Source organism: Puniceicoccaceae bacterium (assembly GCA_040224245.1).
Taxonomy (GTDB): domain Bacteria; phylum Verrucomicrobiota; class Verrucomicrobiia; order Opitutales; family JAFGAQ01; genus JAKSBQ01.
Genome location: JBEGIR010000018.1, coordinates 66,662 through 89,459 on the forward strand (window position 1 = coordinate 66,662; position 22,798 = coordinate 89,459).

Here is a 22,798-nt window from a genome sequence, read left to right on the forward strand (position 1 = left end):
TAGAAAACGTGAGCATCCTACGATGCATTCCTTTGCCCGGAGTGAGAGAGCACTACGCCATTGGGCCGTCCATCGCAAAATTCATCTACGACCTGATTCATCTCTGCTACGGAATTCACCTGCTATCGAAGCATTCAGATCTGAAAGTTATTCATGCAGTCGAAGATTCCTGTCTGCCCGGTTATCTTCTCGCTAGCACTTTTGGTTTGCCACTTGTTTTTGAAAAACACTCCGACCCCGGTTCCTACAAGCAATCAGGAAAATTCTTCAAGAACCTTATCCTGAGTGCCTACCAACAATGGGAGCAGATTGTCATTCGCAAGGCCCACTCGATCATCGGAACCGGTGATGAGCTGGTTCAGCAAGTTCATGAAGTTGCCCCCGAAGCAGATGCATGGATTATTCCGGATATTCCGTCATCCCTCAGCATTCCAGATCCGGCCACCATTTCAACTTTGCGGGATTCTCTCGCTCACCAAGGACAGATTCTTGCAACTTATGTCGGTTCATTTGCGGTCTACCAAGGCATCGATTTACTCTTTGATGCAATGAGCCTGGCTCTGAAAGGTGACCCCAATCTGGTATTGATCATCATCGGAGGGAAGGAGCATGAAATTCAGGAACGAACCCAACAAATGCAGAAACAGGGAGTCTCAGATCGCGTTAAGTTTTTGGGATTTGTTCACCCCGATGAACTGCCCGCTTACCTTGCAGCATCAGACCTGCTGCTATCACCACGAATCTCTGGTCGAAATTCTCCACTGAAAGTTCTTGATTACTTAAAAGCGGAACGATGCATCATCGCCACAGACAATGCCGCCAATCGACAAATCCTCAATGAAGATGTCGCCTTGCTCAGTTCACCCGATTCAGCTTCATTTGCCAAGTCGATCCTCCAGGCATCAGGTGACGAAACGTTGCGAAACAGACTCGCAAGAAATGCAAAATCCCTTCTGCAATCCCGATATCATTTTGACTACTTCGAATCCCAGATTGCTTCACTATACAACCGCATCAATCATGCTGCGGGCAGATCCCCAATTGTTTGAACTTGAAGGGGCCGCCAATAAGCTCCCATTTTCATCGATCTGGTGAGGCCCACTCAACGAAAGAGGTTGTACTTCACAATCGCGTAGATTGCCCGCACACCATCCTTCCAGTTGATTTTTTTACCATCCTCGTAGGTTCTTCCGGAGTAGCTAATGCCGACTTCGTAAATGCGGCACTTTCGCTTCGCAATTTTCGCGGTAATTTCCGGTTCAAACCCAAAACGGGGTTCTTCGATTTTGATATCGCGGATGACATCAACACGGAACATCTTGTAACAAGTTTCCATGTCCGTGAGGTTGATATTGGTGAACATGTTCGAGAGGAACGTCAGGAACTTGTTCCCAATCATGTGCCAGAAAAAAACCACTCGGTGAGGACCTCCACCCAAAAACCGCGAGCCATAAACAACGTCAGCTTTGCCCGATAAAATGGGCTTGAGCAGGTTGCGGTATTCGGTCGGATCATATTCAAGATCCGCATCCTGGATGACAACGACATCCCCACGAACCTGAGCAAAGGCGGTATTCAGCGCAGCACCCTTTCCCTGGTTACGCTCATGAAAAAAGGGGCGGATAAGTGGATTTTGCGCCAACTTCTCAATCACATCGCGGGTCGAGTCCGTCGAACAATCATCCACAATCACAATTTCATGGATTTCCGTGCCACACCCCATTACGGCAGTGACCAAGCTCGCCAAGGTGCGCTCTTCGTTGTACACAGGAATGACGACCGAAAGTTTCGGTCGCCATTCCTGATTTAAAATCTGAGATGCGTCAGTCAATGCGCCGCGCTCCCGATGGAATTAGTCTTGTTTCTCTTCTGCTACCGGTTCAGCATCATTTTCAGCTTCAGTAGATGCTTGTGCTTCGGAAGCCGGTTTGACTTCTGCTTTCTCTTCCTTCTTGGACTGATTTGCCTGCTTTTTGGTCTTCGGCTTGGAGTAACCCTCATCGTCCGCTGCAATCAGTTCAATGATGGCGATTTCCGCAGCATCACCGATGCGATGACCCAACTTATAGATGCGGGAGTATCCACCTTTGCGTTCCAAAAATGCATCCACCTTTTCATTGAAAAGAACCGCTACTGCGTCCTTATTGCGGATTTTGGAAATCGCCTGGCGACGGTAGTGCACTGCCGCTGCCCGATTCTCGCTGGTTTTTGCCTTTTTTGCGAGCGTGATGATTTTCTCAACAAAAGGACGGAGTGCCTTGGCTTTTGCCAGCGTCGTTTCGATCCGACCATGAATGATCAGGGAACTCGCTAGATTGGCCATCAGAGCAGCACGGTGCTCTTTTTTTACACCAAGGATATGACGATGCTTATTATGACGCATTGTTCTGAAATTAAGTGGTTAAAGATTCGGGTGCGTTATTCACCCTTTTTATCGAGCAAACGCTCATCTATCTGCATGCCCAGTGAAAGGCCAAGCTGCTCAAGTTTTGCCTTGATTTCGTTGAGAGACTTTTTCCCGAAGTTACGATACTTGAGCATTTCCTGCTCACCCTTCATCGCCAATTCGCCGACTGTCGTGATGTTCGCATTGTTGAGACAGTTTGCAGCACGAACTGAAAGTTCAATTTCATTCACACTCATGTTGAGCAGTTTGCGCAAACGGTTCTGCTCTTCACTGATCTCCTTGTTTTCACTCTCAAACTCGACTTCTTCGTTGCTGACTTCATCGAAGACATCCAAGTGATGTTTCAAGATCGATGCGGCATGTTTGACAGCATCATCAGGAGTGATTCGCCCATCCGTCGTTACTTCCAGAAGCAATTTGTCATAATCGGTCATCTGGCCCACACGCGTATTTTCAACAGCATATTTCACCAGACGGATAGGGCTGAACAGGGAGTCGATAGCGATCACGCCGATGGCCTGACCTTCTTCCTTGTTGTCTTCACCAGTCGCAAATCCACGACCCACCTGAACCGTGATTTCCGCATAAAAGCGCATCTTGCGGTCAAGATGACAAATTACCTGCTCGGGATTCAGAATCGATACACCCGACACTTCCTGAATGTCTGCAGCCGTAATGACTCCATCCCGTTCGACATCCAAAGTCAGCATGACCGGTTCCTTCTTCTCAGACGAGACAAGGACCTTCTTCAGGTTGAGAACGATATCGGTTACATCCTCAAGCACGCCATCAATGCTCTGGAATTCGTGTTGAACACCATCGATCTTGATCGACGTGATTGCAGCACCTTCAATGGAACTCAAAAGCACCCGACGAATCGCGTTGCCCAGAGTATGTCCATAACCGGTTTCGAACGGTTCGGCAATGAACTGAGCGTAGGTTTCAGAAGCAGTTTCCTCAACCTTTGAAAGGATTTTCGGAAGCTCGAATTTTGCAAGACGTTTGGCCATAACTATAAGGATATCGGGAACAGAGGGTTATCGGCTATAGAATTCCACGATCAGCTGAACGTTGATCGAAGCATCAGCCTCGTCCGCATTGGGCAGACGACTCACATTAACTTTCAGCGCGTCAGCGTTGAGCGCGAGCCAGGGTGGTACCGGACGGTACTGACTGTCTTCCACATTGCGCGTGCCGAGTTGCCGTGACGACGAGCGATCACGCACTTCAATTTCATCACCCGCACTTACTTGGAAACTGGGGATGTCGACTTTTTGTCCATTGACCAGAATGTGGCCATGAGTGACAAACTGTCGTGCCGCCTGGCGGGAACGTGCGAGTCCTGCGCGATAAATCACATTATCAAGGCGCGTCTCGAGCATCTGGATAAAAATATCGCCCGTGACACCCTTTTTATTCTTCGCACGATCAAATGTCAGGCGAAACTGTTTTTCAGTCAGGCCGTACATGTAGCGGAGCTTTTGCTTCTCATTCAGTCCGAGCGAATAGTCGGACATCTTACGACGCAGGCGCGGACCGTGTTGTCCGGGAGGATAGGAACGACGTTCGAACGCTTTGTTGGGTGCAAAAATTGGCATCCCGAACTTGCGGTTCATGCGGGTAGTGGGTCCAGTGTATCTCGACATGGTATGCTAAAATTGAGTTGAAATCTATTGCAGCGCTCCGGTGGCTGAATTAGGCGCGACGACGCTTTTTGGGGCGGCACCCGTTATGTGGGACTGGCGTTGCATCAATGATGCTGTTCACCGTCAAGCCCAGGGCCTGAATCGCTCTGACAGCACTGTCACGGCCCATCCCGGGTCCCTTGATCTTCACGATGACTTCCTTCATGCCATGCGACATGGCGACGCGTCCCGCTGTCTGCGTAACCACCTGGGAAGCATAGGCAGTGGACTTGCGGGAACCGCGAAAATTACACTTTCCAGCTGAACACCAGGAGATGACATTACCCTGCATGTCCGAAAACGAAACCTTGGTATTGTTGAACGTTGCCAAAACGTGGCAAATTCCATGGGTAACGTTCTTGCTGCCCTTTGCCTTACGGATTTTGAGGTCAACCTCGTCCTTTAGCAGATCCGCAGCAGTTTCCTTCTCGGCCTTGCGAGATTCAAAAAGCTTCTCGTCCGCAGTGAGTTCACGCTCGGGCTTCGATGCTTCTGCAGATTCCACTTCTTCGGCACCCTCGGCGGCTGCCTTTTCTTCGACTTCCTTGTTATCTTTTTCGGACATTTTCGTTCAAAAGTTATTTTTTACGTACCACACCGACCGTCTTGCGACCTCCCTTGCGAGTCCGTGCATTTGTACTGGTTCTCTGCCCGCGACAGGGGAGTCCACGGATGTGGCGCATTCCCCGGTAGCACTTGACTGCCTGAAGTCGCTTGATATTGCCAAGCACTTCACGGCGCAGGTCACCTTCCACCATCATGCGCTGCTCAGTAATCAAAGAAGTCAGCTTGTTGAGCTGCTCTTCACTCAATTCGTGGGAGCGCGTAGCAGGATCAATTTCAGCATCCTTGACGAGCTTTGCTGCACGAGTTGGCCCAATTCCATAAATGTAGCGAAGCGCGTATTCGATCCGCTTGTTATTGGGAATGTCGACTCCTAAAATTCTTGGCATACGTGATTGTAGACAGGTTGATATGAAAAAAAGGGATAGAAAACCGGACTAATCTGCATTTGTCAAGATTTCTACTCCATCAGATAAAATTAAAACTGTGTGCTCAAAATGAGCGGAGGGCAAACCATCATTTGTAACAACGGTCCATCCATCTTCGAGAATGCTAACTTCCTTGCGACCCATATTCACCATCGGCTCAATGGCAAGCGTCATGCCCGGAAACAGCTTCGGACCAGTGTTTCGACGACCATAGTTCGGAATCTGCGGATGCTCGTGCATTTCGACGCCGACCCCGTGCCCCACAAATTCTCGAATGACGCTGTACCCGGCCTTCTCGACCGTTCGCTGAATCGCATTGGAAATGTCACCGACTCGATTTCCCTTCAACGCTTGATCGATTCCACGCTTCAAGGCGTGCTGTGTGGATTCGAGCAATTGCTGTTTTGCTTCAGTCGTATTTCCAACGATGATGGTTCGGGCATTATCGCCGATGTATCCGTTGTACTTTACGACAACATCGAGACTGACCACATCACCGTCTTCAATGGTCCGGTGTAAGGATGCAATCCCGTGCACCACCTCATCATTGATGGAGATGCAAGTGTAGCAAGGAAAGCGATTTTTGGACCCAGGGTATCCAAAACAGGCACTCTCAACCCCCAATCGATCCATGGCACGTTTGCCGAGTCGATCAAGGTCATAGGTTGTCATGCCGACTTCAGCGGCATGAACCATCTCGGAAAGAACAATCGCGGCCCGCGAACAGGTCTCGCGCATCAGTTTGATTTCGTCAGCAGATTTGATGGGAATCCGCGACTCCGTCTCCCGACGAAGCGTTCGACTGGATGCAGAAGAAGCCATCCGTGAAGCCTAGTTGATAACGGAAGCAACCAGTCCAAACAGGAACAGGATTACCGCCAAAATAATCAACGGACGCCACACTCTCCAGAATTCCCGAACATCGGAAGCCTCCATGAGCTGGCGGTTGCGGAGTGCCGCACTGCGACCCTTGATGCGTCCCTTTTTCAGGAAGCCATCGTAGTGACGCTGCAGTAGATAAGTTTCAATCTGACGCATGGTGTCCAGCGCCACACCAACAACGATCAGGATGGCAGTTCCTCCAAAAAAGCTCGAAACGAGATAAGGGATGCCAAACTGGAAGGAAAGCAGGTCTGGGAAAACGGCAATCACTGTCAGAAATACTGCTCCCGCAAGAGTCAGGCGCGTCATGATGAAATCAAGAAACCGTGCAGTGGGTTCACCAGGACGCACACCGGGAATGAAACCTCCCGACTTCTTGAGGTTATCAGCAATTTCAACGGGTTTAAACATCAGCGAAACCCAGAAATAACTGAAACCGAGAATCAACGTTGCAAACGCCACGTAATAAAATGTCTCTCCCTGGGTCAGGTGAGCAGCAATATCATTCAGAAAGACAAGATTCTGGTTGATCCCTCCCAGCAACTGCAGAAGCTGTGCCGGAAAAATGAGAATCGCACTTGCGAAAATGATCGGCATGACGCCGGAATAGTTGATCTTCAGCGGCATGAAGGAACTCTGCCCCCCATAAACCTTCTTACCGACCATGCGCTTGGCATATTGAACGGGAATCTTGCGCACCACCTGGGTGATGGCCACAACCCCCATGATGACGGCGAAGAGCAGCACCACCATGATCACCGCATGGGGAACGCCCCACTGAGGGGAATCCACTCCAACCGGCATCACAAACATCTGGTAAGTCATCACCATCGCTCGTGGCAGATCCGCGAGAATCCCAATGGTAATCAGCAGTGAAATCCCGTTCCCCACTCCATTTTGGGTGATTTGCTCACCCAACCAGGTCAGGATCATGGTGCCCGTGGTCAAAAACAGAACCGACGTGAGAAAAAACCACACACCACTTCCGATGACAATTGATTCGCGGAAGTCGGCACCCAGCAAGACACCAGGATTCACATCAAGCGCACGCACCAGCATCGCACCCTGCACAACACAGATGATCAGGGTCAGATAGCGCGTATACTGTGCGATCTTTTGCCGTCCCACTTCGCCTTCCTGTTGCAGTCGAGCCAGTGAGGGCACGATCGCACCCATCAACTGCATCGCAATGGACGCACTGATGTAGGGCATGATTCCCAATGCAAAAATGGCACCATTGAACAAGGCACCACCGGTAAACATGTTCACCAATCCAAACAGTCCACCGCCAGAATTGGCAGCCTGACTGGCGAGAAACTCCTTGATCGGAGTCGGATCCACACCAGGCAGGGGAATGTTGGCTCCCACACGAGCGATGAACAACATCGCGATCGTGAAGAAGATTTTTTGCCGCAACTGCGGAATCTTGAGGCAATTGGTGAAAGCTGAGAGCATTGTGAAGAAAGATTAGGACTCGGAAGATGCGTCGTCAGATGGCGATACAATGATCACCTTACCGCCGGCTTTTTCAATTTTTGCGACCGCTGCTGCGGATGCTTTGGTCACCTCAACGGTGTAAGCACTCTTCACCTCACCCATCGAAAGTAACTTGAGATGGCGCGCACTCTTGGGAGCGTGTCCCTTTTCGATCAATACCTTCAGGTTGATCGTTTCAGAGGCATCATACTTCGAAAGGTCGCGAACATTGAGTACTTCAAAGTTCGTGCGGTGGCGATAGTTGTTGAAGCCGCGATGGGGTGATTTCAGGTAAAGGGGCATCTGGCCACCTTCAAAGCCCGGACGTACACTATAGCCCGAACGAGCCTTACTGCCCTTTTGCCCGCGACCACAGGTTTTTCCGTGCCCATTTCCCTCACCCGATCCGACACGTCGTTTGCGACGGTTTGCACCGTTGCTGTGAATGATTGAATTCAATTCCATGATAATGATCTCCGATTAACGTTGAGAGCCAGGGGATGCAAGGGTCAAGCCTCGACAGCAGAAGCGACCTCCTTGCCGCGCAATTCGCGGACCTGCTCGTAGGTACGAAGCTGCTTGAGTCCATCCAGGGTTGCCTGTACCACGGCAAGCTGATTGTTCGAACCCAATGATTTGGAAAGCACATTCTTCACACCAGCAGCCTCGAGTACAGCGCGCACTCCACCACCAGCGATGACTCCAGTACCTGCGCCAGCAGGCTTCAGCAAAACGCGTCCACCATCGGCTTCACCGATCACCTCGTGGGGAATGGTTTCACCCTTGAGGTTGATTTTCTGCATGCGCTTTTTTGCCTGCTCGCTGCCCTTGCGGATGGCCTCCGGTACTTCTTTGGCCTTGCCAAATCCGTAACCGACGCTTCCCGCTCCGTCGCCAGTCACAACCAGAGCCGCAAAACTGAAGCGACGTCCTCCCTTGACCACCTTGGCGCAACGATTGATGTGGACAACCTTTTCAATCTGGGTGTCGTCCGATTCTTCAAATACTTGTGGAGCTTTTCTCATAATGACTAGAAATTGAGGCCGCCTTCACGGGCTGCATTGGCAAAGGCCTTCACGCAACCGTGGTAGATGCGTCCCGCACGGTCAAATACGACCAGTTCGATGTTTTTCGCTTTCGCCTGCTCAGCAACGAGTTTACCAAGCTTCTCTGCACCTGCCACATTCGGCTTGATGCCCTCTTCCTTGAGATCCTTGCCGAGGGTAGAGAGATACAGAAGCGTCGTGCCAGTAGTATCATCAATGCACTGTGCATAGATGTGTTGATTGCTGAAATGCACGCAGAGGCGTGGGCGCTCGGGAGTACCCCGAACTTTTTTGCGGATTCTCCAGCGGCGTTTCTGCTTTAAAACTTTTTTGTGGTCGAGACTCATGACTTGCTACCTGTTAAGCGGTTTTCTTGCCTTCCTTGCGGCGAACGAACTCGCCAACAATGCGAACACCCTTGCCCTTGTAAGGCTCCATGGGGAAATACTGTTTCACACTCGCTGCAAGCTGACCAACAACCTGTTTGTCGATTCCCTCGATCTTCATCTTGGTGTTTCCATCCATGGTGACGGCAACGCCCTCTGGAATCTTGTGGTGAATCGGGTGGGAATATCCCAGTGAGAGGTCAAGAATGTCTCCTTTAACCTCCGCTTTGAATCCCACACCAGAGATTTCAATCTGCTTCGAATAGCCATCAACCACACCGATCACCATTCCGTTCAAAATAGAGCGGGCAGTGCCATACATGGCCTTGGCCAAGCGACTGCTGTCACGAGGGGTCACCTCGATCTGACCCTCATTCTCGGAAATGGAAACCGAGCTGTGGAAACTCTTGGTGAGTTCGCCCTTGGGGCCTTTGATCGTGACCGTATTTCCTTCAATCTTGCAACTAACCTTTTCAGGGATCGCAACGGGTAATTTTCCAATTCGGCTCATGTTGTTACCAGACTTTACAGATCACTTCGCCACCAACGTTTTCACGGCGAGCTTCTCTGTCATTGAGAATTCCCTTCGGAGTCGACAGGATCGAATATCCAATGCCGCCCAAAACCTTGGGGATTTCAGTTACTTTGGTGTAGGCGCGACGACCCGGTTTGCTGACCCGTTGAATGTCGGTCAGCGTAGGGACTCCAGCCTGATTATACTTCATCACAACCTTGAGTTGCTTGATTCCGTTTTCAGCAGCTTCCACCGAATAATCGGTGACATAGCCCTGTTCCTTCAGAATGCGAAGAATTCCTTCACGGGTGTTCGAGTGGGACGTGCTCAATTCCGACTTGCCTGCTTTGGCACCGTTGCGGAGCACGGTCAAAAAATCTCCTATTGTATCGTGTGCGGACATCGAATGTTTTCCTGTTTTTGGGTTTTCGGTTCGACGGTATGGATTACCAGGATGACTTGGTGACACCTGGGATTTTCCCTTCATTCGCCAGTTCGCGGAAGGTCAGACGGGACAATCCAAACTTGCGGATGTAACCCCGCGGACGACCCGTTACCGAGCAACGGTTGCGCGCCCGAATCGGACTGGAATTGCGCGGCAGTTTTGTCAACTTGCGCTGTGCCGCATAGAAATCCTCATCCGAAACATCCGGATCAGCCATGATGGCCTTGAGTGCATCCCGCTTCGCGGCGTACTTTTCGATCAGGCGAACCCGCTTGAGATTGTGCTGAATCTTTGATTTTTTAGCCATTGCGTTGCTCCGAAGTTATGCTGCCTGGGTTTGTGATTGGTTCTTGCGGAACGGAATCCCGATCGCCGCGAGCAGCTCGCGACCTTCAGCATCGGTCTTGGCAGAGGTCACAATCGTGATATCCATACCCAGATTGATGTGTTTGGCATCGGCAGAAATTTCCGGAAAAATCGTGTGCTCCGCAATTCCAATCGTGTAATTTCCATTTCCATCCAGCTTCGCGGAAAGTCCGCGAAAGTCACGAATGGCAGGAAGCGCAAGATTGATAAAGCGGTAGAGAAAATTCCACATTTTTTCGCCACGCAGCGTCACCTTCACGCCCACAGGCATTCCCTCACGCAACTTAAAGTTGGAAACACTGATGCGAGCCTTGGTAACAATCGGCTTCTGACAGGCGATTAATGCAATATCCCGCACAGCGTCATCCTGGTATTGTTTGTCCTGCTTGGACCCGACACCAGAATTGATCACCACCTTCACCACCTTGGGCACCTCGTGGAGGTTTTTGTACCCGTGAGCCTTCATCAACTCAGGTACGATTTTCTCTTCATAAAGAGACTTCAGGACTGACTTCACCTTACTCATTGGAATTATCCCTTCTTCTGTTGGCGTGCATCAAAACGCTCTGCACTCATCACATTCGAACTGTGAAGCGGTGCTTCCCGTTCAATAATGCCACCTTCTTCCTCGGCACTGCGTGCCTTAACATGTTTCTTGCGGAGATTGACACCCTCGATCACGACGCGATCCTTGCGGGGGAGCACTTGCAGAATCTTTCCGCGCTGGCCCTTGTTCGCACCGCTGATGACGACAACCTCTTCACCTCTTTTGATCTTCTTATTCATCTTACAACACCTCCGGTGCGAGGGAAATAATCTTCATGAACTTCGCACGCAATTCGCGGGCAACAGGTCCAAATATGCGGGTTCCAATCGGGTTACCCGCATCGTTAATGATCACGACCGCATTCTCATCGAAGCGGAGTGAACTGCCATCCTGACGTTTGATCGGTGCCTTCGTGCGCACGACCACGGCCTTCACTACAGCACCCTTCTTCACATTCGAATCCGGTGCGCGCTCGGTAACGTGACAGACAATCACATCTCCGACAGACGCTGTTTTCTTGGCCTGGCCCAGACGACGAATCATCTTTGCCGACTTGGCACCACTGTTGTCAGCGATCGCCAAAACACTTTCCATTTGAATCATAACCTACGATCTCCTCTTTCAGGTGTTTAACCGACAATCGGTGCCTTTTCGACGACGCGAACCACTCGCCAGCGCTTCAGCTTGCTGACCGGACGGGTCTCCATGATTTCAACCTTGTCACCTACTGCACACTCATTTTTTTCGTCGTGGGCGTGAACAACGGTCTTGCGCTTGATCTCCTTCTTGTAGAGAGCATGCGGAATCTTATAAAAATAGACGACCTTGATGGACTTGTCTCCACTGCGGGAGGTGACCACACCTGTCAGTTGTTTTCTCTTGTTTCTTTCGCTCATGGTCGATTGGGTTAGGCCGCTGTCGATTCGGCTTGCTTCTTGAGGTTCAGGTATGTGTTCAGGCGAGCGATCTGTTTGCGAAGCTCTTTCAAACGGTGAGGATGCTCCACCTGCCCTGTCTGCTTGCGCAGGCGAAGGTGAACGAGTTCATCCTGGGTCTCCCGAATCTTATGTTCGAGCTCTGCGATGCTGAGCTCCTTGAGTTCTGTTTTCTTGGCCATCGGTGTTGTACTCCTCTGTCGGTCTTATTCCTCTTCCTTGCTGATGAAGCGGCATGCCACTGGCAACTTGGCATCCGCCAGACGCATGGCTTCGCGGGCAACCCCGATCGGACATCCGGATACTTCATAAAGCACGTTTCCGGGACGGACTACTGCGACCCAATATTCCACGTTGCCTTTTCCCTTACCCATGCGGGTTTCCGCAGGCTTCTTGGTAACAGGCTTTTGGGGGAAAACACGGATCCATACTTTGCCCTTTCTCTTCAAATGACGGTTGATCGCAATACGAGCCGCCTCAATTTGCTGAGAAGTCAGTTTGCCGCGCTCCAGAGTCTGGATCGCGAAGTCACCGAAGGCGATCGAATCTCCGCGTTTTGCTTTCCCGCGGATGCGACCCTTGTGGACCTTTCTGTATTTGGTTCTGTTCGGTATGAGTGCCATTTGAAAAGAAGTTTGGAATGGGAATTATTGGTTGCTGTCGTCTTCGTTGGGCAAACAAATCCAGCACTTCACGCCAATGATACCGTAAACGGTTTTTGCCTCAGCGAAGCCATAATCGATGTTCTCGCGAAGCGTGTGTAGTGGAACACGACCCGCCCGTTGTTGTTCAGTCCGGGCAATCTCGGCTCCGCCAAGACGACCCGAACACTGGATACGAATGCCATCTGCGCCCAAAGCCATGGTGGTTTGCACCGTTTTCTTCATTGCGCGACGGAACGAGATACGTCGTTCCAGTTGTAAAGCTACATTGGCCGCTACCAACTGAGCGACCAGCTCAGGTTTCTTGACTTCCTGGACATCCACGATCACATCGCGTCCGACGAGCTTTGCCAATTCTTCCTTGAGCTTGTCCAGTTCCTGTCCCTTGCGCCCGATCACAAATCCGGGACGAGCCGTAAAGATCTTTACCCGCACACGGTTCGAGGCCCGCTCGATCATGATGTTGGAAACCGATGCGTAACGCAATTTGCCGTCAAGAAACTTGCGGATCTTGTAATCTTCGGCGATCAGAGCAGGAAATTCCTTCTTGCCAGCGTACCAGCGCGATCTCCAGTCACGTCGTACTGAAAGCCTGAAACCAATTGGATTTACTTTTTGTCCCATATGAAATGCTCCGGGTTATGAATCAGAAAGAACGATTTGAATGTGACTCATGCGCTTCTTGTATGGATGAGCCGAACCTCTCGCTGCCGGGCGAAAACGCTTAAGCGCGGGGCCTTCATTCACAATCGCGGATTTGATGGTCAGCGCATCAGCCGACAGGTTTGCATTGTTCTCGGCGTTTGCGATCGCAGACTGCAGGGTCTTCGACACCAGTCGAGCTGATTTGCGAGGAATGAACTTCAACAAATCCACTGCTTCCGATGCATTCCTTCCCTGAATCACACGGGTGATTTCACGAGCCTTCTTCGGAGAAATCCGGGAATACTTGGTAAGTGCTCTTATTTCCATTTTGCTGCAAAGTTTATTGTTAAGGATGGTTCATCAGGCCTTGCTCAGGCATAGATGAACCCTGTTCCGTAGTAGTTTGGTTGATGGTTTGCGACGGTCAGGGCAGGTCCAGTGCGCTGAAGCTCAGCGCCGGATTTCCCGCAAGTGCAAGCTGTTGCAATCCCAACCACGAGGTTACCTTATTTGTGAGTGTGCGGGCTGTGACCCTTGAAGGTTCGGGTGAGTGCAAACTCACCGAGTTTGTGCCCTACCATGTTTTCAGTCACATACACGGTCAGAAACTTGTGGCCGTTGTGAACATTGATGTTCAATCCCACAAAATCCGGAGTGATGGTCGAACGCCGGGACCAGGTCTGAATCGGTTTGCGAGAGTTCGTCTCCTGGGCCTCGAGGACTTTTTTCATCAGTCCCGGGTCAACAAAGAATCCTTTTTTGATTGATCTAGACATATTTCGTGATGCTTCCGGAAATTATCGACTGAACTTCCGGCCGTTGCGACGGACCAGAATTTGACTGTTGCTCGGGTTGGAGCGGCTGCGGGTTGGATATCCCTTTGCCAGTTGACCCCACGGTGACATCGGATGACCACCACCCGAAGTTCTTCCTTCTCCACCACCCATCGGGTGATCGACCGGATTCATGGCTACCCCACGGACACGGGGGCGACGTCCCAGCCAGCGGTTGCGTCCGGCTTTGCCAATCGTTGCATTCTGGTGCTGGCTGTTGCCAACACTTCCGATGGTCGCCTTGCAGTCTGCATTGACCATGCGAACTTCTCCAGAGGGAAGCTTGATGATGGCCTTTTTACCATCAATGTTTACCAGCTGGGCAGCATTTCCTGCAGATCGCGCCAACTGGGCGCCCTTGCCTGGGAGCAATTCCACACAGTGGATCCTGGTTGCAGGTGGAATGAAGCGCAACGGCATGCAATTGCCGACTTCAACGTCTACCTTCTTGTTGGAACTGACGAGCTTTGACCCTACCTTCACGCCGTCTGCAGCGATAATGTAGGCTTTTTCTCCGTCAGGATACTGCACGAGGGCAATGTTGGAAGAACGATTCGGATCGTATTCAATCGCAATCACCTCTGCAACTTCATCGTGGCGTGCACGTCGAAAGTCGATGATACGGTAAAGGCGCTTGTGCCCACCTCCGCGACGACGGGAAGTGATACGACCATAGGTATTTCGACCCTTTTTCCGATGATTGCTCTCGGTCAGTGCTTTCTCCGGGCGCTTCTTTGCAACCTCAGATCGGTTGTGCACGTAAAAGCGCTGACTGGGAGTTACAGGTTTTGTTTCAATTAAAGCCATTTTTGTGATCTCCTATGCCTTATCAGACCAATTCGATCGCACTACCCTGCTTGAGCGTGACGATTGCTTTTTTCATTCCGCGCTTGGTGCCCATCTGGTTGCGATTGTACCGGCTGCGCTTCTTAACGGACTTGGTATTGAGGATGTTGACGCGGACGACCTCTACCTTGAACAGCTGTTCAACTGCAGCAGCGACGTCTTTCTTGTCAGCATCGGGATATACTTCGAAGGAATACTGATTGTTATTCGCCGAAAGCGCGGTCGCTTTTTCGGTCACAATCGATTCTTTGAGAACTTTTGAAGCATTGATCATGATTCGGCTCCTTTGATGCGGGCGATCAACGAATCGGTCCCTTTTTCAGTGATGATAATTCGCTGGTATGCCAGCAGATCCAACGGATTCAAACTTGCCGGATCCACCATGCCAACGCGTTCAATGTTGCGAACGGAAAGCGCCGTTTTGGCATCAAAAGTATCGTCAATCAGCAATACCTTACCATCCGGTGCGATTTTCGAGATGATTTGATTCATCACCTTCGTCTTAATCTCATCCGTCTGGAGGCTCTCGATCAGGTCGATACGTCCGTCGCTTGCACGCTCAAAGAGAGCACGCTTGAGTGCCAGCAGTTTCACCTTGCGGTTCACCTTTTCGGAGTAGTCGCGGGGCTTGGGCCCAAACACAACGCCACCTTTTCTCCAGATAACGGTGCGGCGGGATCCCTGACGGGCACCACCCGTTCCCTTTTGACGAAAGGGTTTTTTACCTGTGCCGCTGACTTCCGCACGAGTCTTCGTCGAAGCCGTTCCCTGGCGCTGATTATTGCGCACCGCCAGCACATACTGACGAAGGGCGTGTGCTCCTTTGTCTCCCTCAAGAACAGGCCATTCTGCGACCTCCTTGTCGGAGGAACTGGAAGCGTCCGGTGTGTAACATTTAAATTTCATAGCGAGTCTTTCCCTTCCCTTATGCAACCTGCTTGTTCCGGTTCTTCACTGCTGTGCGCACGGTAACCAACGAACCGTTTGAACCAGGAACACTACCGCGAACCAGAATCAGATTCTTCTCCGGCAGCACTTTTACAACCTGAAGGTTCTGAACGGTGCGACGCACATCCCCCATGTGTCCGGGCATCTTTTTTCCCTTGATGATGTGTCCAGGCCACTGGCACATTCCGAAAGAACCACCACGTCGGTGAAACATCGAACCGTGACTGGCGGGTCCTCCACCAAAATTGTAGCGCTTCACAACGCCCTGAAAACCACGTCCCTTTGAGGTACCGATGACATCGATCATCTGTCCGGCCTTGAACGACTCAGCCGTGAGCACATCACCCACGTTTACGCCACTGGCGTCGTCAACGCGAAATTCCTGCAAGTGAACCAACCCACTCTGCTTCGCTTTTGAGAGGTGACCCAACTTCGCCTTATTGAGGCGACTGTCCTTCTGTTCCTTAAATCCGATCTGGACTGCGTTATACCCATCTTTTTCTGCGGTCTTCACCTGCGTGACGGGGCAAGGTCCAACTTGGACAACAGTGACAGGGTGCAGACGATTGTTTTCGTCAAACACCTGAGTCATACCTATTTTTGTACCTAATAGACTTACGTTCATAGCTAAGCGGCAGGTGGCTTGGAAAGCCGTTTCGATTAGACCTGCTTTAGTTTGTAACAAATGTGAAAACGGCTGATTAAAACAGCGGCGTTAAATAAATCAAGCTCTATTCGGAAAATATTTTGATCCGAACATTCAACTTACCTTTCCTGGATTTTTTGCAGACCCGAAGCCGGATTTCCGATACACGGTTCCGGCTCACAAATCCGCTCAACCTCAGACATTGATGGTGATATCGACACCCGCTGGCAGGTTGAGCTTCTTCAGCTCATCCACGGTGGCCGCTGTCGGTTCGATGATATCGATCATGCGCTTGTGCGTGCGGATCTCGAACTGATCCATCGATTTCTTGTCCACGTGAGGTGAGCGGTGTACAGTGAATTTTTCGATGCGGGTCGGCAACGGAATCGGTCCCGCCACACGAGCACCGGACCGCTTGGCGGTCTCGACGATTTCACTCGATGACTGATCGATCACGCGATAGTCAAAACCTTTGAGTCTGATACGGATTCTTGCTTGTTTCATCTGAAACCCTTATTGTTGTTTGGTTAATAAATTAGTAGGATGTATCAATGATACGCTGGATGATTCCGGATGGAACCTCCTCAAAGTGTGACGGCTCCATCGAATAACTCGCACGACCCTTGCTGAGCGAACGCACATCAGTCGCGTAGCCAAACATCATTTCCAGAGGAACCATTGCCTCAATGATGCTCAGTCCTTTTTTCGAGTCGATGTGCTGGATCTGCCCCCTTCGACGATTCAAGTCGCCCATGATGTCTCCCTGAAACTCTTCGGGGGTACTGACTTCAACCTTCATCATCGGTTCAAGCAGTATGGGCTGGGCATTCTTAAACGCCTCTTTTGCCGCAAAGATTCCCGCCATTTTGAATGCCATTTCAGAGGAGTCAACTTCATGAAAGGAACCATCCAGCAGGGATACCCGAAAATCGACGACGGGGTAACCGGCTACCACACCATTGTTGGCCGCCTCGCGAATACCATCCAGCGCAGGTTTGATAAATTCTTTGGGAATCACACCACCCTTGATGCGACTGTCGATTTCGATGCCTTGCCCACGGCGAAGCGGTTCGATCTCAATCACCACATGGCCATACTGACCCTTCCCGCCGGATTGGCGGATAAATTTGCCCTCACTCTGCGTGGCGGCAGATACCGTTTCGCGATAGGCGATCATGGGGCGTCCCGAGTCAGCGCCGACCTTGAACTCCCGGAAGAGTCGGTCTCGAATAATCTCAAGGTGCAATTCACCCATACCAGCGATGATGGTCTGCCCCGTTTCCGGATCCGTCTTCACAGTAAAAGTCGGATCTTCCTCTGCCAATCGCTGCAGTCCAATCGCCATTTTTTCCTGATCGGCAACCGTTTTGGGTTCAATCGAAAGTGAAATGACTGGCTCTGGAAAGGAGGGAGGCTCAAGGCGAATATCCAGCCCTTTCACAGCAAGCGTATCCCCGGTGACCACTTCCCGCACTCCAACCAGCGCACAGATGTCTCCGGAAAACACTTCATCCACATCTTCGCGGCTCTCGGCCTTCAGCACCAGCAGGCGGCTGATGCGCTCCGTTTTGCCCGTGCGCGGATTCCACAAAACCGCACCTTTTTTCAAGTTGCCGCAGTAGGTGCGAAAAAACACGAGTTTACCCACATAAGGGTCGTTCCAAAGCTTAAAAGCGAGACCCGCCACTTTTGCCTGATCATCGGGTGAGATCAGAACTTCCCTGCCATTCGAATCTTCCCCACGCATTGGCGGAACGTCGAGCGGACTCGGCAGGTAAGCGACTATGCAATCGAGCAAAAACTGCACACCCTTGTTCTTGAAAGCCGTACCGGGTATCACTCCAATAAATGCAAGCGATGCAGTCGCCTTGCGAATGGCCCGCATGAACACATCAACCGGAATGTCGAGTCCTTCCAGATACAGGTGCGCAAGCTCGTCATCATGATCCGCAACCGCCTCAATCAATCCCTCGCGGTACTGCTCAGCCTCCAGTCGCATGGACTCGGGGATTGCAACCGTATCAAAGTTCACACCCAGCGGATCCGTTTCATCATACAGGTAAGCAACATTGCGCACGAGATCCACCATGCCGCGAAAATCATCCTCCGCTCCAATGGGCAAACACAAGGGGTGCGCGTTTGCATTCAGTCGCACTTCCATGCTTCGGATGGCATCATAGAAGTCCGCACCGATGCGATCCATCTTGTTGATGAAGGCAATGCGAGGCACATGATACTTGTCCATCTGCCGCCAGACAGTTTCGGACTGCGGCTGCACTCCCGCAACCGCACAAAAAACTGCAACCGCTCCGTCAAGCACTCTGAGGGATCGCTCTACCTCGGCGGTAAAATCCACGTGCCCCGGAGTGTCAATGATATTGATCTGATGGCGAATGCCTTCAAATGGACCTACCCGACAAGTCCAATCACAGGAAATGGCAGCGGAGGTAATGGTAATCCCCCGCTCGCGTTCCTGTTCCATCCAATCGGTAACCGCTGTGCCTTCGTGAACTTCACCAAGCTTGTGCACCACACCCGTGTAATAAAGCATGCGCTCGGTGGTCGTGGTCTTGCCCGCGTCGATATGCGCCGCGATCCCAATATTTCGGGTAAATTCAAGCGGCGTTTTGCGTCTGGGGGCATTTGCACTGGATAGAGATGAAGACTCTACGGGCATAAACGGTAAACCTTGGAAAGAACAAAAAGAGGAAGTCGGTCAATCCGACTACCAGCGCAAGTGCGCAAACGCTTTGTTTGCCTGCGCCATCTTGTGCGTTTCTTCTTTTTTGCGAACCACCGAACCGGTGTTATTGTAAGCATCCACAATCTCGTCTGCGAGGGCTTCACGCATGGGCTTCCCCTTGCGATTCCGCGCGGCAGTCACCATCCAGCGAAACGCGAGTCCCTGCTGGCGCTCATAAGGGATTTCAAGCGGTACCTGATAAGTAGCACCTCCCACTCGACGGCTCTTCACCTCGAGCTTGGGACGCGCGTTTTCAAGTGCGCCGATGAGCAGATCAATCGGATCGCCCTTTCCAAGGCGCTCACTCACGAGTTCAAATGCACCATACACAATCCCCTGAGCAATCGATTTTTTCCCGCTGAGCATGACCATGTTGATCAGGTTGGACACCAAGGTGCTGCTATAGCGCGGATCGGGAAGAATGGGTCGTTTTTCGGCTTGTCTACGTCTGGACATGATTTGAAAAAAGTTGGAATTTACACGTTGCCCGTCATCAGGAAGCTGCCTTTGGGCGCTTTACACCGTACTTGGAACGGCTGCGGCGGCGTTTTTCAACACCCTGACAGTCCAAGGTCCCTCGAACAATGTGGTAACGAACCCCCGGAAGGTCTTTCACACGTCCACCGCGTACCAGCACGATACTGTGTTCCTGCAGGGAATGCCCCTCATCGGGAATGTAGGCAATGACTTCGATTCCGGTGGTCAGACGAACCTTGGCAACTTTGCGGATAGCGGAGTTCGGCTTCTTGGGAGTGCGCGTCATCACCTGAACACAAACCCCACGACGAAATGGATTCGCCTTCAAAGCAGGTGACTTGGATTTCGCTTTGATGAGACGTCTTGGACGATTTACAAGCTGATTGATTGTGGGCATTAGTTATTACCGTTATGTTTCGAGTAAAAAGGAGCTGAAGTTAAAATTTGATACGCCATTTGCAAGCATAATTTTTGATTCTGACACAATATTGAACAAAGCCTGCAGGTTCTCGTCATTGATTTGCTCCCTGTTTTGAAAGAATCCGAAGAGGTATCGTATTTACAAACGAATGCAATCCAATTTAAGCTCAACCCAGTATGAATGGAATGAAACTGAACCTGACTCGCTCTCTCCTCTGCGCCGTGCTGATTTCACTCAGTGCTGTCGCGCTGCAGGCCGTAAACATCTGGCCCGATAAACTCGAACCTCCGGTCTCACTGGCCGAAGCCCTTCACCTGGGTCGCACTCAGGTGGCATCCCTCGAACTCGACCCGCTCTACTGCGTCAATGCCACTTTGCTCAACGGTGAAGGGGGAAACACAGACATGGGTTACTGGCTGATCGGATTCTCGACCGAACTGGGCAACAACTATTCAACCGCCGTCCGCATGGATGGCCGGGTGTCCGTTCAGAAGGTCAAAGAATTCAACATCAAGCTGGATCACCCATGGCCTGAAACCGTCACTCCCCCGATTTCAGTGGAATCCGCGCTTTCAACTGCGGTTCAACTGTTACAGAAGCAGGACAAAAAGAACTATTATTGCCTCAATGCCACACTGGTGACGGGTTCGAATGATGTGGTCCGGGATGGCATGTGGAATTTTGTTTTTCAAACCGAAAGCAATGACCCCAAACTGGTTAACATTCGCATGAACGGAAAGACCTCCATCAAGTCTGTGGAGCGTATTCGTCGCTATTGATGCTTCAGGATTCTGGATGCGCAGGAAACCGCTCACTGGCTTGAGTGTTTTTCTGCGCGCATTCTTCGCCTTCGTTCAAAACCACTCCTGCTGTGCACAATCAGGTTCCCCGCCGGATTGCGATAGCCTCACCCAGTCCCGCAAACCCAGTCCGGCATGCTGCTGAACACGAAGTAACAGCAGGGCGGATGCCAGGGCATCGTACAACGCACAGTGAGGCTTTCGTCGATCTGGAGGACAGTGCGTCGCGGCCAGATCATCCAGTGGTGCCTGCAGCGAAAACTGTCGAATAAGCGACATCAGCCCGTAGTTCGGCAGTCCCCGGTAGCAGCGCTGGCACACCAAACGAGAGTCGATCCACGGCCCCCAGGAACCCAGACTGGGATAGGCGTGGCCGTCTGCACCCCCCGCAGGTACCGTGTGCCAATACTTTGCGAGAAACCCATTTTCCACAACCGCATGGTGGGCAGCAAGCACACCACGGCGACGGTAATCATGAAACTGCTCGCGATAGGCTTCAAATGCGGGTTGCTTCCGCAACATCTCATCGCGTAGTCCATGCAACAACACATCGCGGGGATCCTGGGTTCGTTCCGGGCGGCACATTCCGGTTTCTGTCGAGATCATCGATCCCTGTTCCAGACAAACCACCCCAAACTCGACCACTCCCGTCTTTAAACTGCCTTCAAAATCCACAACATACACCGCTGTGCCCCCTGGAGCATGGGCGGATGCCTCCCGGTATGCATCGTCTGTCCTGTCACTTGGCATCACCGATGCCCCGCTCCCTGAAAAAGCGAATCAAATGATCGCGCGCAACACGCTGTTCGGTCCCCGTTGCAAGGTCCTTCACCAAGACTTCTCCAGCGGAAACCTCGTCCCCGCCATAAATCAGCAGCCAGTTACAGCCCAACTGATTTGCCTCCTTGAACTGTTTGCCAAACCCAGCTTTTTTGTAGGAATAGCTCACTCCAACCCCAGCATCCCGCAGTCGTCCAACATCCGACATGGCTTCACGAGTGGTCTGCTCTTCCATTGCGGCAAACACCCTTGCAGGTGATTCCAGTTTCGGAGCAAGGCTGTGATAGTTCAGGCAGTCCATCATCGTAACATCTCCCATCGCCCAGCCCACAGCAGGAAAATCCGGACCGCCCAGTTTTTGAATGAGGTGATCGTAGCGGCCACCCCCTGCCAATGCGCGGGAACTGCGGCCCTTCTCGAAAGCCTCAAATACAAACCCGGTATAATAGGCAAGTCCTCTGACGATGCGCAGATCGACCTCGCAACAGTCCCAACTCCCGAGCGATTGCAAGCCATCGATCAATTCCCGCCAGGTGGACAAACGTTGGTGTATGCGCTCGCTCAGCTCTGGACCCACATCCTGCAAGGTTCCAAAAAACTGATGCATGGAAGCGAGATCCTTTAACGCAAACAATCTGCGAAGCGCGGTGAGTATCACCTCAGCATCGACATCCGGCCCCACGGCATTGCGCAGGGATTCCAACGTCTGCTCATCCGTGCTGCGCTCCACCTTGTCGATCACGGCCAACACTCCGGTCTGCGCAGCTTCAGTGACACCGAGCGCACTGAGCGCCATCAACCACAAGTCCCGATCACTGACACGAATCACAAACTGGTCTGACTTCAAGCCCAGCCGACGGCACACCGACACGAGCGTCGAAATCGATTCCACATCCGCCTTTACCCCACTCTCTCCGAGAATGTCCACGTTGAGCTGGGTGAAACTGCGCGTTCTTCCCTTCTGCATGCGCTCATAGCGAAAGTGATCGCCGATGTTGAACCACTTTACCGGGCGGCGAAGCGCATTGGCCCGACTGCCCACCATTCGGGCCAGCGTCGGCGTCATCTCGGGACGCATTGCCACCTTGCGCCCGCCTTTGTCCGTGAAGTGGAACAACTGATCAACAATCTCCTCGCCGGATTTCTCGACATACAGCTCAAGCGGTTCAAGCACTGCCCCTTCATACTCCTCAAAACCACAAAGTTGGAGTGTCCGGCGCCATGATTCAAACAGCGCACGGCGAACGGCAAATGCATCCGGGTAAAATTCACGAAAACCAGGCAGGGTCTCAAACATACCCAAGGCGTAAAAACCT

The 22,798-nt window shown here is 51.6% G+C and carries 35 protein-coding genes; 2 read left to right on the forward strand and 33 right to left on the reverse strand.

Going from position 1 to position 22,798, the window contains the following annotated elements; genetic code table 11:
• Nucleotides 1–8 precede the first annotated feature (8 nt).
• Nucleotides 9–1,049, forward strand: a complete 1,041-nt coding sequence (locus ABQ298_03125) for a glycosyltransferase (GenBank protein ID MEQ9823353.1) — start codon at nt 9–11, stop codon at nt 1,047–1,049.
• Between the two features lie 53 nt (nt 1,050–1,102).
• Here the strand turns inward: ABQ298_03125 and ABQ298_03130 are convergent, their stop codons facing one another.
• The 31 genes from ABQ298_03130 to rpsL all read right to left on the reverse strand — a co-directional run bounded on the left by ABQ298_03130 (nt 1,103) and on the right by rpsL (nt 19,878).
• Nucleotides 1,103–1,831: a glycosyltransferase family 2 protein gene (locus ABQ298_03130; GenBank protein MEQ9823354.1), complete on the reverse strand. Its 729-nt coding sequence runs from the start codon at nt 1,829–1,831 to the stop codon at nt 1,103–1,105.
• Between the two features lie 21 nt (nt 1,832–1,852).
• Nucleotides 1,853–2,383, reverse strand: a complete 531-nt coding sequence (gene rplQ / locus ABQ298_03135) for a 50S ribosomal protein L17 (GenBank protein MEQ9823355.1) — start codon at nt 2,381–2,383, stop codon at nt 1,853–1,855.
• A gap of 35 nt (nt 2,384–2,418) precedes the next feature.
• Nucleotides 2,419–3,417 (reverse strand): DNA-directed RNA polymerase subunit alpha, encoded by a 999-nt coding sequence (locus tag ABQ298_03140; GenBank protein MEQ9823356.1) that lies wholly within the window; start codon nt 3,415–3,417, stop codon nt 2,419–2,421.
• Between the two features lie 27 nt (nt 3,418–3,444).
• On the reverse strand, nt 3,445–4,053 hold the full coding sequence (gene rpsD, locus ABQ298_03145) for a 30S ribosomal protein S4 (GenBank protein ID MEQ9823357.1): 609 nt from the start codon (nt 4,051–4,053) through the stop codon (nt 3,445–3,447).
• A gap of 49 nt (nt 4,054–4,102) precedes the next feature.
• Nucleotides 4,103–4,657: a 30S ribosomal protein S11 gene (gene rpsK, locus ABQ298_03150; GenBank protein MEQ9823358.1), complete on the reverse strand. Its 555-nt coding sequence runs from the start codon at nt 4,655–4,657 to the stop codon at nt 4,103–4,105.
• Between the two features lie 13 nt (nt 4,658–4,670).
• Nucleotides 4,671–5,045, reverse strand: a complete 375-nt coding sequence (gene rpsM, locus ABQ298_03155) for a 30S ribosomal protein S13 (GenBank protein MEQ9823359.1) — start codon at nt 5,043–5,045, stop codon at nt 4,671–4,673.
• A 48-nt stretch (nt 5,046–5,093) separates the two neighbouring features.
• Nucleotides 5,094–5,906, reverse strand: coding sequence for a type I methionyl aminopeptidase (gene map, locus ABQ298_03160; GenBank protein MEQ9823360.1), 813 nt, complete (start codon nt 5,904–5,906; stop codon nt 5,094–5,096).
• 9 nt (nt 5,907–5,915) lie between these two features.
• On the reverse strand, nt 5,916–7,421 hold the full coding sequence (gene secY, locus ABQ298_03165) for a preprotein translocase subunit SecY (GenBank protein ID MEQ9823361.1): 1,506 nt from the start codon (nt 7,419–7,421) through the stop codon (nt 5,916–5,918).
• Nucleotides 7,422–7,433: 12 nt separating this feature from the next.
• Nucleotides 7,434–7,907, reverse strand: coding sequence for a 50S ribosomal protein L15 (gene rplO, locus ABQ298_03170; protein MEQ9823362.1), 474 nt, complete (start codon nt 7,905–7,907; stop codon nt 7,434–7,436).
• Between the two features lie 44 nt (nt 7,908–7,951).
• Entirely contained in the window at nt 7,952–8,467 is a 516-nt protein-coding gene (gene rpsE / locus ABQ298_03175; GenBank protein MEQ9823363.1) for a 30S ribosomal protein S5, read from the reverse strand.
• A 5-nt stretch (nt 8,468–8,472) separates the two neighbouring features.
• Nucleotides 8,473–8,835 carry a 50S ribosomal protein L18 gene (gene rplR, locus ABQ298_03180; protein MEQ9823364.1) on the reverse strand — a complete coding sequence of 121 codons (363 nt, stop codon included), beginning with the start codon at nt 8,833–8,835 and terminating at the stop codon, nt 8,473–8,475.
• A 13-nt stretch (nt 8,836–8,848) separates the two neighbouring features.
• Entirely contained in the window at nt 8,849–9,385 is a 537-nt protein-coding gene (gene rplF / locus ABQ298_03185) for a 50S ribosomal protein L6 (GenBank protein ID MEQ9823365.1), read from the reverse strand.
• Between the two features lie 4 nt (nt 9,386–9,389).
• On the reverse strand, nt 9,390–9,791 hold the full coding sequence (gene rpsH / locus ABQ298_03190) for a 30S ribosomal protein S8 (protein MEQ9823366.1): 402 nt from the start codon (nt 9,789–9,791) through the stop codon (nt 9,390–9,392).
• Between the two features lie 43 nt (nt 9,792–9,834).
• Nucleotides 9,835–10,140 (reverse strand): 30S ribosomal protein S14, encoded by a 306-nt coding sequence (gene rpsN / locus ABQ298_03195; GenBank protein MEQ9823367.1) that lies wholly within the window; start codon nt 10,138–10,140, stop codon nt 9,835–9,837.
• 15 nt (nt 10,141–10,155) lie between these two features.
• Nucleotides 10,156–10,725, reverse strand: coding sequence for a 50S ribosomal protein L5 (gene rplE / locus ABQ298_03200; protein ID MEQ9823368.1), 570 nt, complete (start codon nt 10,723–10,725; stop codon nt 10,156–10,158).
• A 5-nt stretch (nt 10,726–10,730) separates the two neighbouring features.
• Nucleotides 10,731–10,985, reverse strand: coding sequence for a 50S ribosomal protein L24 (gene rplX / locus ABQ298_03205; GenBank protein MEQ9823369.1), 255 nt, complete (start codon nt 10,983–10,985; stop codon nt 10,731–10,733).
• Nucleotide 10,986: 1 nt separating this feature from the next.
• Nucleotides 10,987–11,349 carry a 50S ribosomal protein L14 gene (rplN, locus tag ABQ298_03210; GenBank protein ID MEQ9823370.1) on the reverse strand — a complete coding sequence of 121 codons (363 nt, stop codon included), beginning with the start codon at nt 11,347–11,349 and terminating at the stop codon, nt 10,987–10,989.
• Between the two features lie 26 nt (nt 11,350–11,375).
• Complete coding sequence (gene rpsQ / locus ABQ298_03215; protein MEQ9823371.1) at nt 11,376–11,642, reverse strand: 30S ribosomal protein S17; 267 nt, start codon at nt 11,640–11,642, stop codon at nt 11,376–11,378.
• 11 nt (nt 11,643–11,653) lie between these two features.
• On the reverse strand, nt 11,654–11,863 hold the full coding sequence (gene rpmC, locus ABQ298_03220) for a 50S ribosomal protein L29 (GenBank protein ID MEQ9823372.1): 210 nt from the start codon (nt 11,861–11,863) through the stop codon (nt 11,654–11,656).
• A 24-nt stretch (nt 11,864–11,887) separates the two neighbouring features.
• The gene (gene rplP / locus ABQ298_03225) at nt 11,888–12,304 is read right to left on the reverse strand and encodes a 50S ribosomal protein L16 (protein MEQ9823373.1); all 417 of its coding nucleotides are present in this window, start codon (nt 12,302–12,304) and stop codon (nt 11,888–11,890) included.
• A gap of 24 nt (nt 12,305–12,328) precedes the next feature.
• Nucleotides 12,329–12,967: a 30S ribosomal protein S3 gene (rpsC, locus tag ABQ298_03230; protein MEQ9823374.1), complete on the reverse strand. Its 639-nt coding sequence runs from the start codon at nt 12,965–12,967 to the stop codon at nt 12,329–12,331.
• Between the two features lie 15 nt (nt 12,968–12,982).
• Nucleotides 12,983–13,315: a 50S ribosomal protein L22 gene (gene rplV / locus ABQ298_03235; GenBank protein MEQ9823375.1), complete on the reverse strand. Its 333-nt coding sequence runs from the start codon at nt 13,313–13,315 to the stop codon at nt 12,983–12,985.
• Nucleotides 13,316–13,494: 179 nt separating this feature from the next.
• Nucleotides 13,495–13,764 carry a 30S ribosomal protein S19 gene (rpsS, locus tag ABQ298_03240; GenBank protein MEQ9823376.1) on the reverse strand — a complete coding sequence of 90 codons (270 nt, stop codon included), beginning with the start codon at nt 13,762–13,764 and terminating at the stop codon, nt 13,495–13,497.
• A 21-nt stretch (nt 13,765–13,785) separates the two neighbouring features.
• Nucleotides 13,786–14,628, reverse strand: coding sequence for a 50S ribosomal protein L2 (rplB, locus tag ABQ298_03245; protein MEQ9823377.1), 843 nt, complete (start codon nt 14,626–14,628; stop codon nt 13,786–13,788).
• A 22-nt stretch (nt 14,629–14,650) separates the two neighbouring features.
• The gene (gene rplW / locus ABQ298_03250) at nt 14,651–14,941 is read right to left on the reverse strand and encodes a 50S ribosomal protein L23 (GenBank protein MEQ9823378.1); all 291 of its coding nucleotides are present in this window, start codon (nt 14,939–14,941) and stop codon (nt 14,651–14,653) included.
• Entirely contained in the window at nt 14,938–15,573 is a 636-nt protein-coding gene (gene rplD, locus ABQ298_03255; protein ID MEQ9823379.1) for a 50S ribosomal protein L4, read from the reverse strand. Before rplD ends, rplW begins: the two co-directional genes overlap by 4 nt.
• Nucleotides 15,574–15,592: 19 nt before the next feature.
• Nucleotides 15,593–16,240 carry a 50S ribosomal protein L3 gene (rplC, locus tag ABQ298_03260; GenBank protein MEQ9823380.1) on the reverse strand — a complete coding sequence of 216 codons (648 nt, stop codon included), beginning with the start codon at nt 16,238–16,240 and terminating at the stop codon, nt 15,593–15,595.
• Between the two features lie 216 nt (nt 16,241–16,456).
• Nucleotides 16,457–16,765, reverse strand: a complete 309-nt coding sequence (gene rpsJ, locus ABQ298_03265; GenBank protein ID MEQ9823381.1) for a 30S ribosomal protein S10 — start codon at nt 16,763–16,765, stop codon at nt 16,457–16,459.
• 31 nt (nt 16,766–16,796) lie between these two features.
• Nucleotides 16,797–18,938 (reverse strand): elongation factor G, encoded by a 2,142-nt coding sequence (fusA, locus tag ABQ298_03270; protein ID MEQ9823382.1) that lies wholly within the window; start codon nt 18,936–18,938, stop codon nt 16,797–16,799.
• 48 nt (nt 18,939–18,986) lie between these two features.
• Nucleotides 18,987–19,460: a 30S ribosomal protein S7 gene (rpsG, locus tag ABQ298_03275; GenBank protein ID MEQ9823383.1), complete on the reverse strand. Its 474-nt coding sequence runs from the start codon at nt 19,458–19,460 to the stop codon at nt 18,987–18,989.
• A 37-nt stretch (nt 19,461–19,497) separates the two neighbouring features.
• A complete protein-coding gene (rpsL, locus tag ABQ298_03280) occupies nt 19,498–19,878 on the reverse strand; it encodes a 30S ribosomal protein S12 (GenBank protein MEQ9823384.1) in 381 nt (126 codons plus the stop codon).
• Between the two features lie 200 nt (nt 19,879–20,078).
• Between rpsL and ABQ298_03285 the strand changes: the two genes are divergently transcribed.
• Nucleotides 20,079–20,681: a hypothetical protein gene (locus ABQ298_03285; protein ID MEQ9823385.1), complete on the forward strand. Its 603-nt coding sequence runs from the start codon at nt 20,079–20,081 to the stop codon at nt 20,679–20,681.
• A 75-nt stretch (nt 20,682–20,756) separates the two neighbouring features.
• On the opposite strand, the gene ABQ298_03290 is transcribed toward ABQ298_03285, so the two are convergent.
• On the reverse strand, nt 20,757–21,452 hold the full coding sequence (locus ABQ298_03290; GenBank protein ID MEQ9823386.1) for a 3'-5' exonuclease: 696 nt from the start codon (nt 21,450–21,452) through the stop codon (nt 20,757–20,759).
• Nucleotides 21,442–22,798: histidine--tRNA ligase (hisS, locus tag ABQ298_03295; protein MEQ9823387.1), on the reverse strand; the 1,357-nt coding region annotated here is incomplete at its 5' end. The genes hisS and ABQ298_03290, both read right to left, overlap by 11 nt.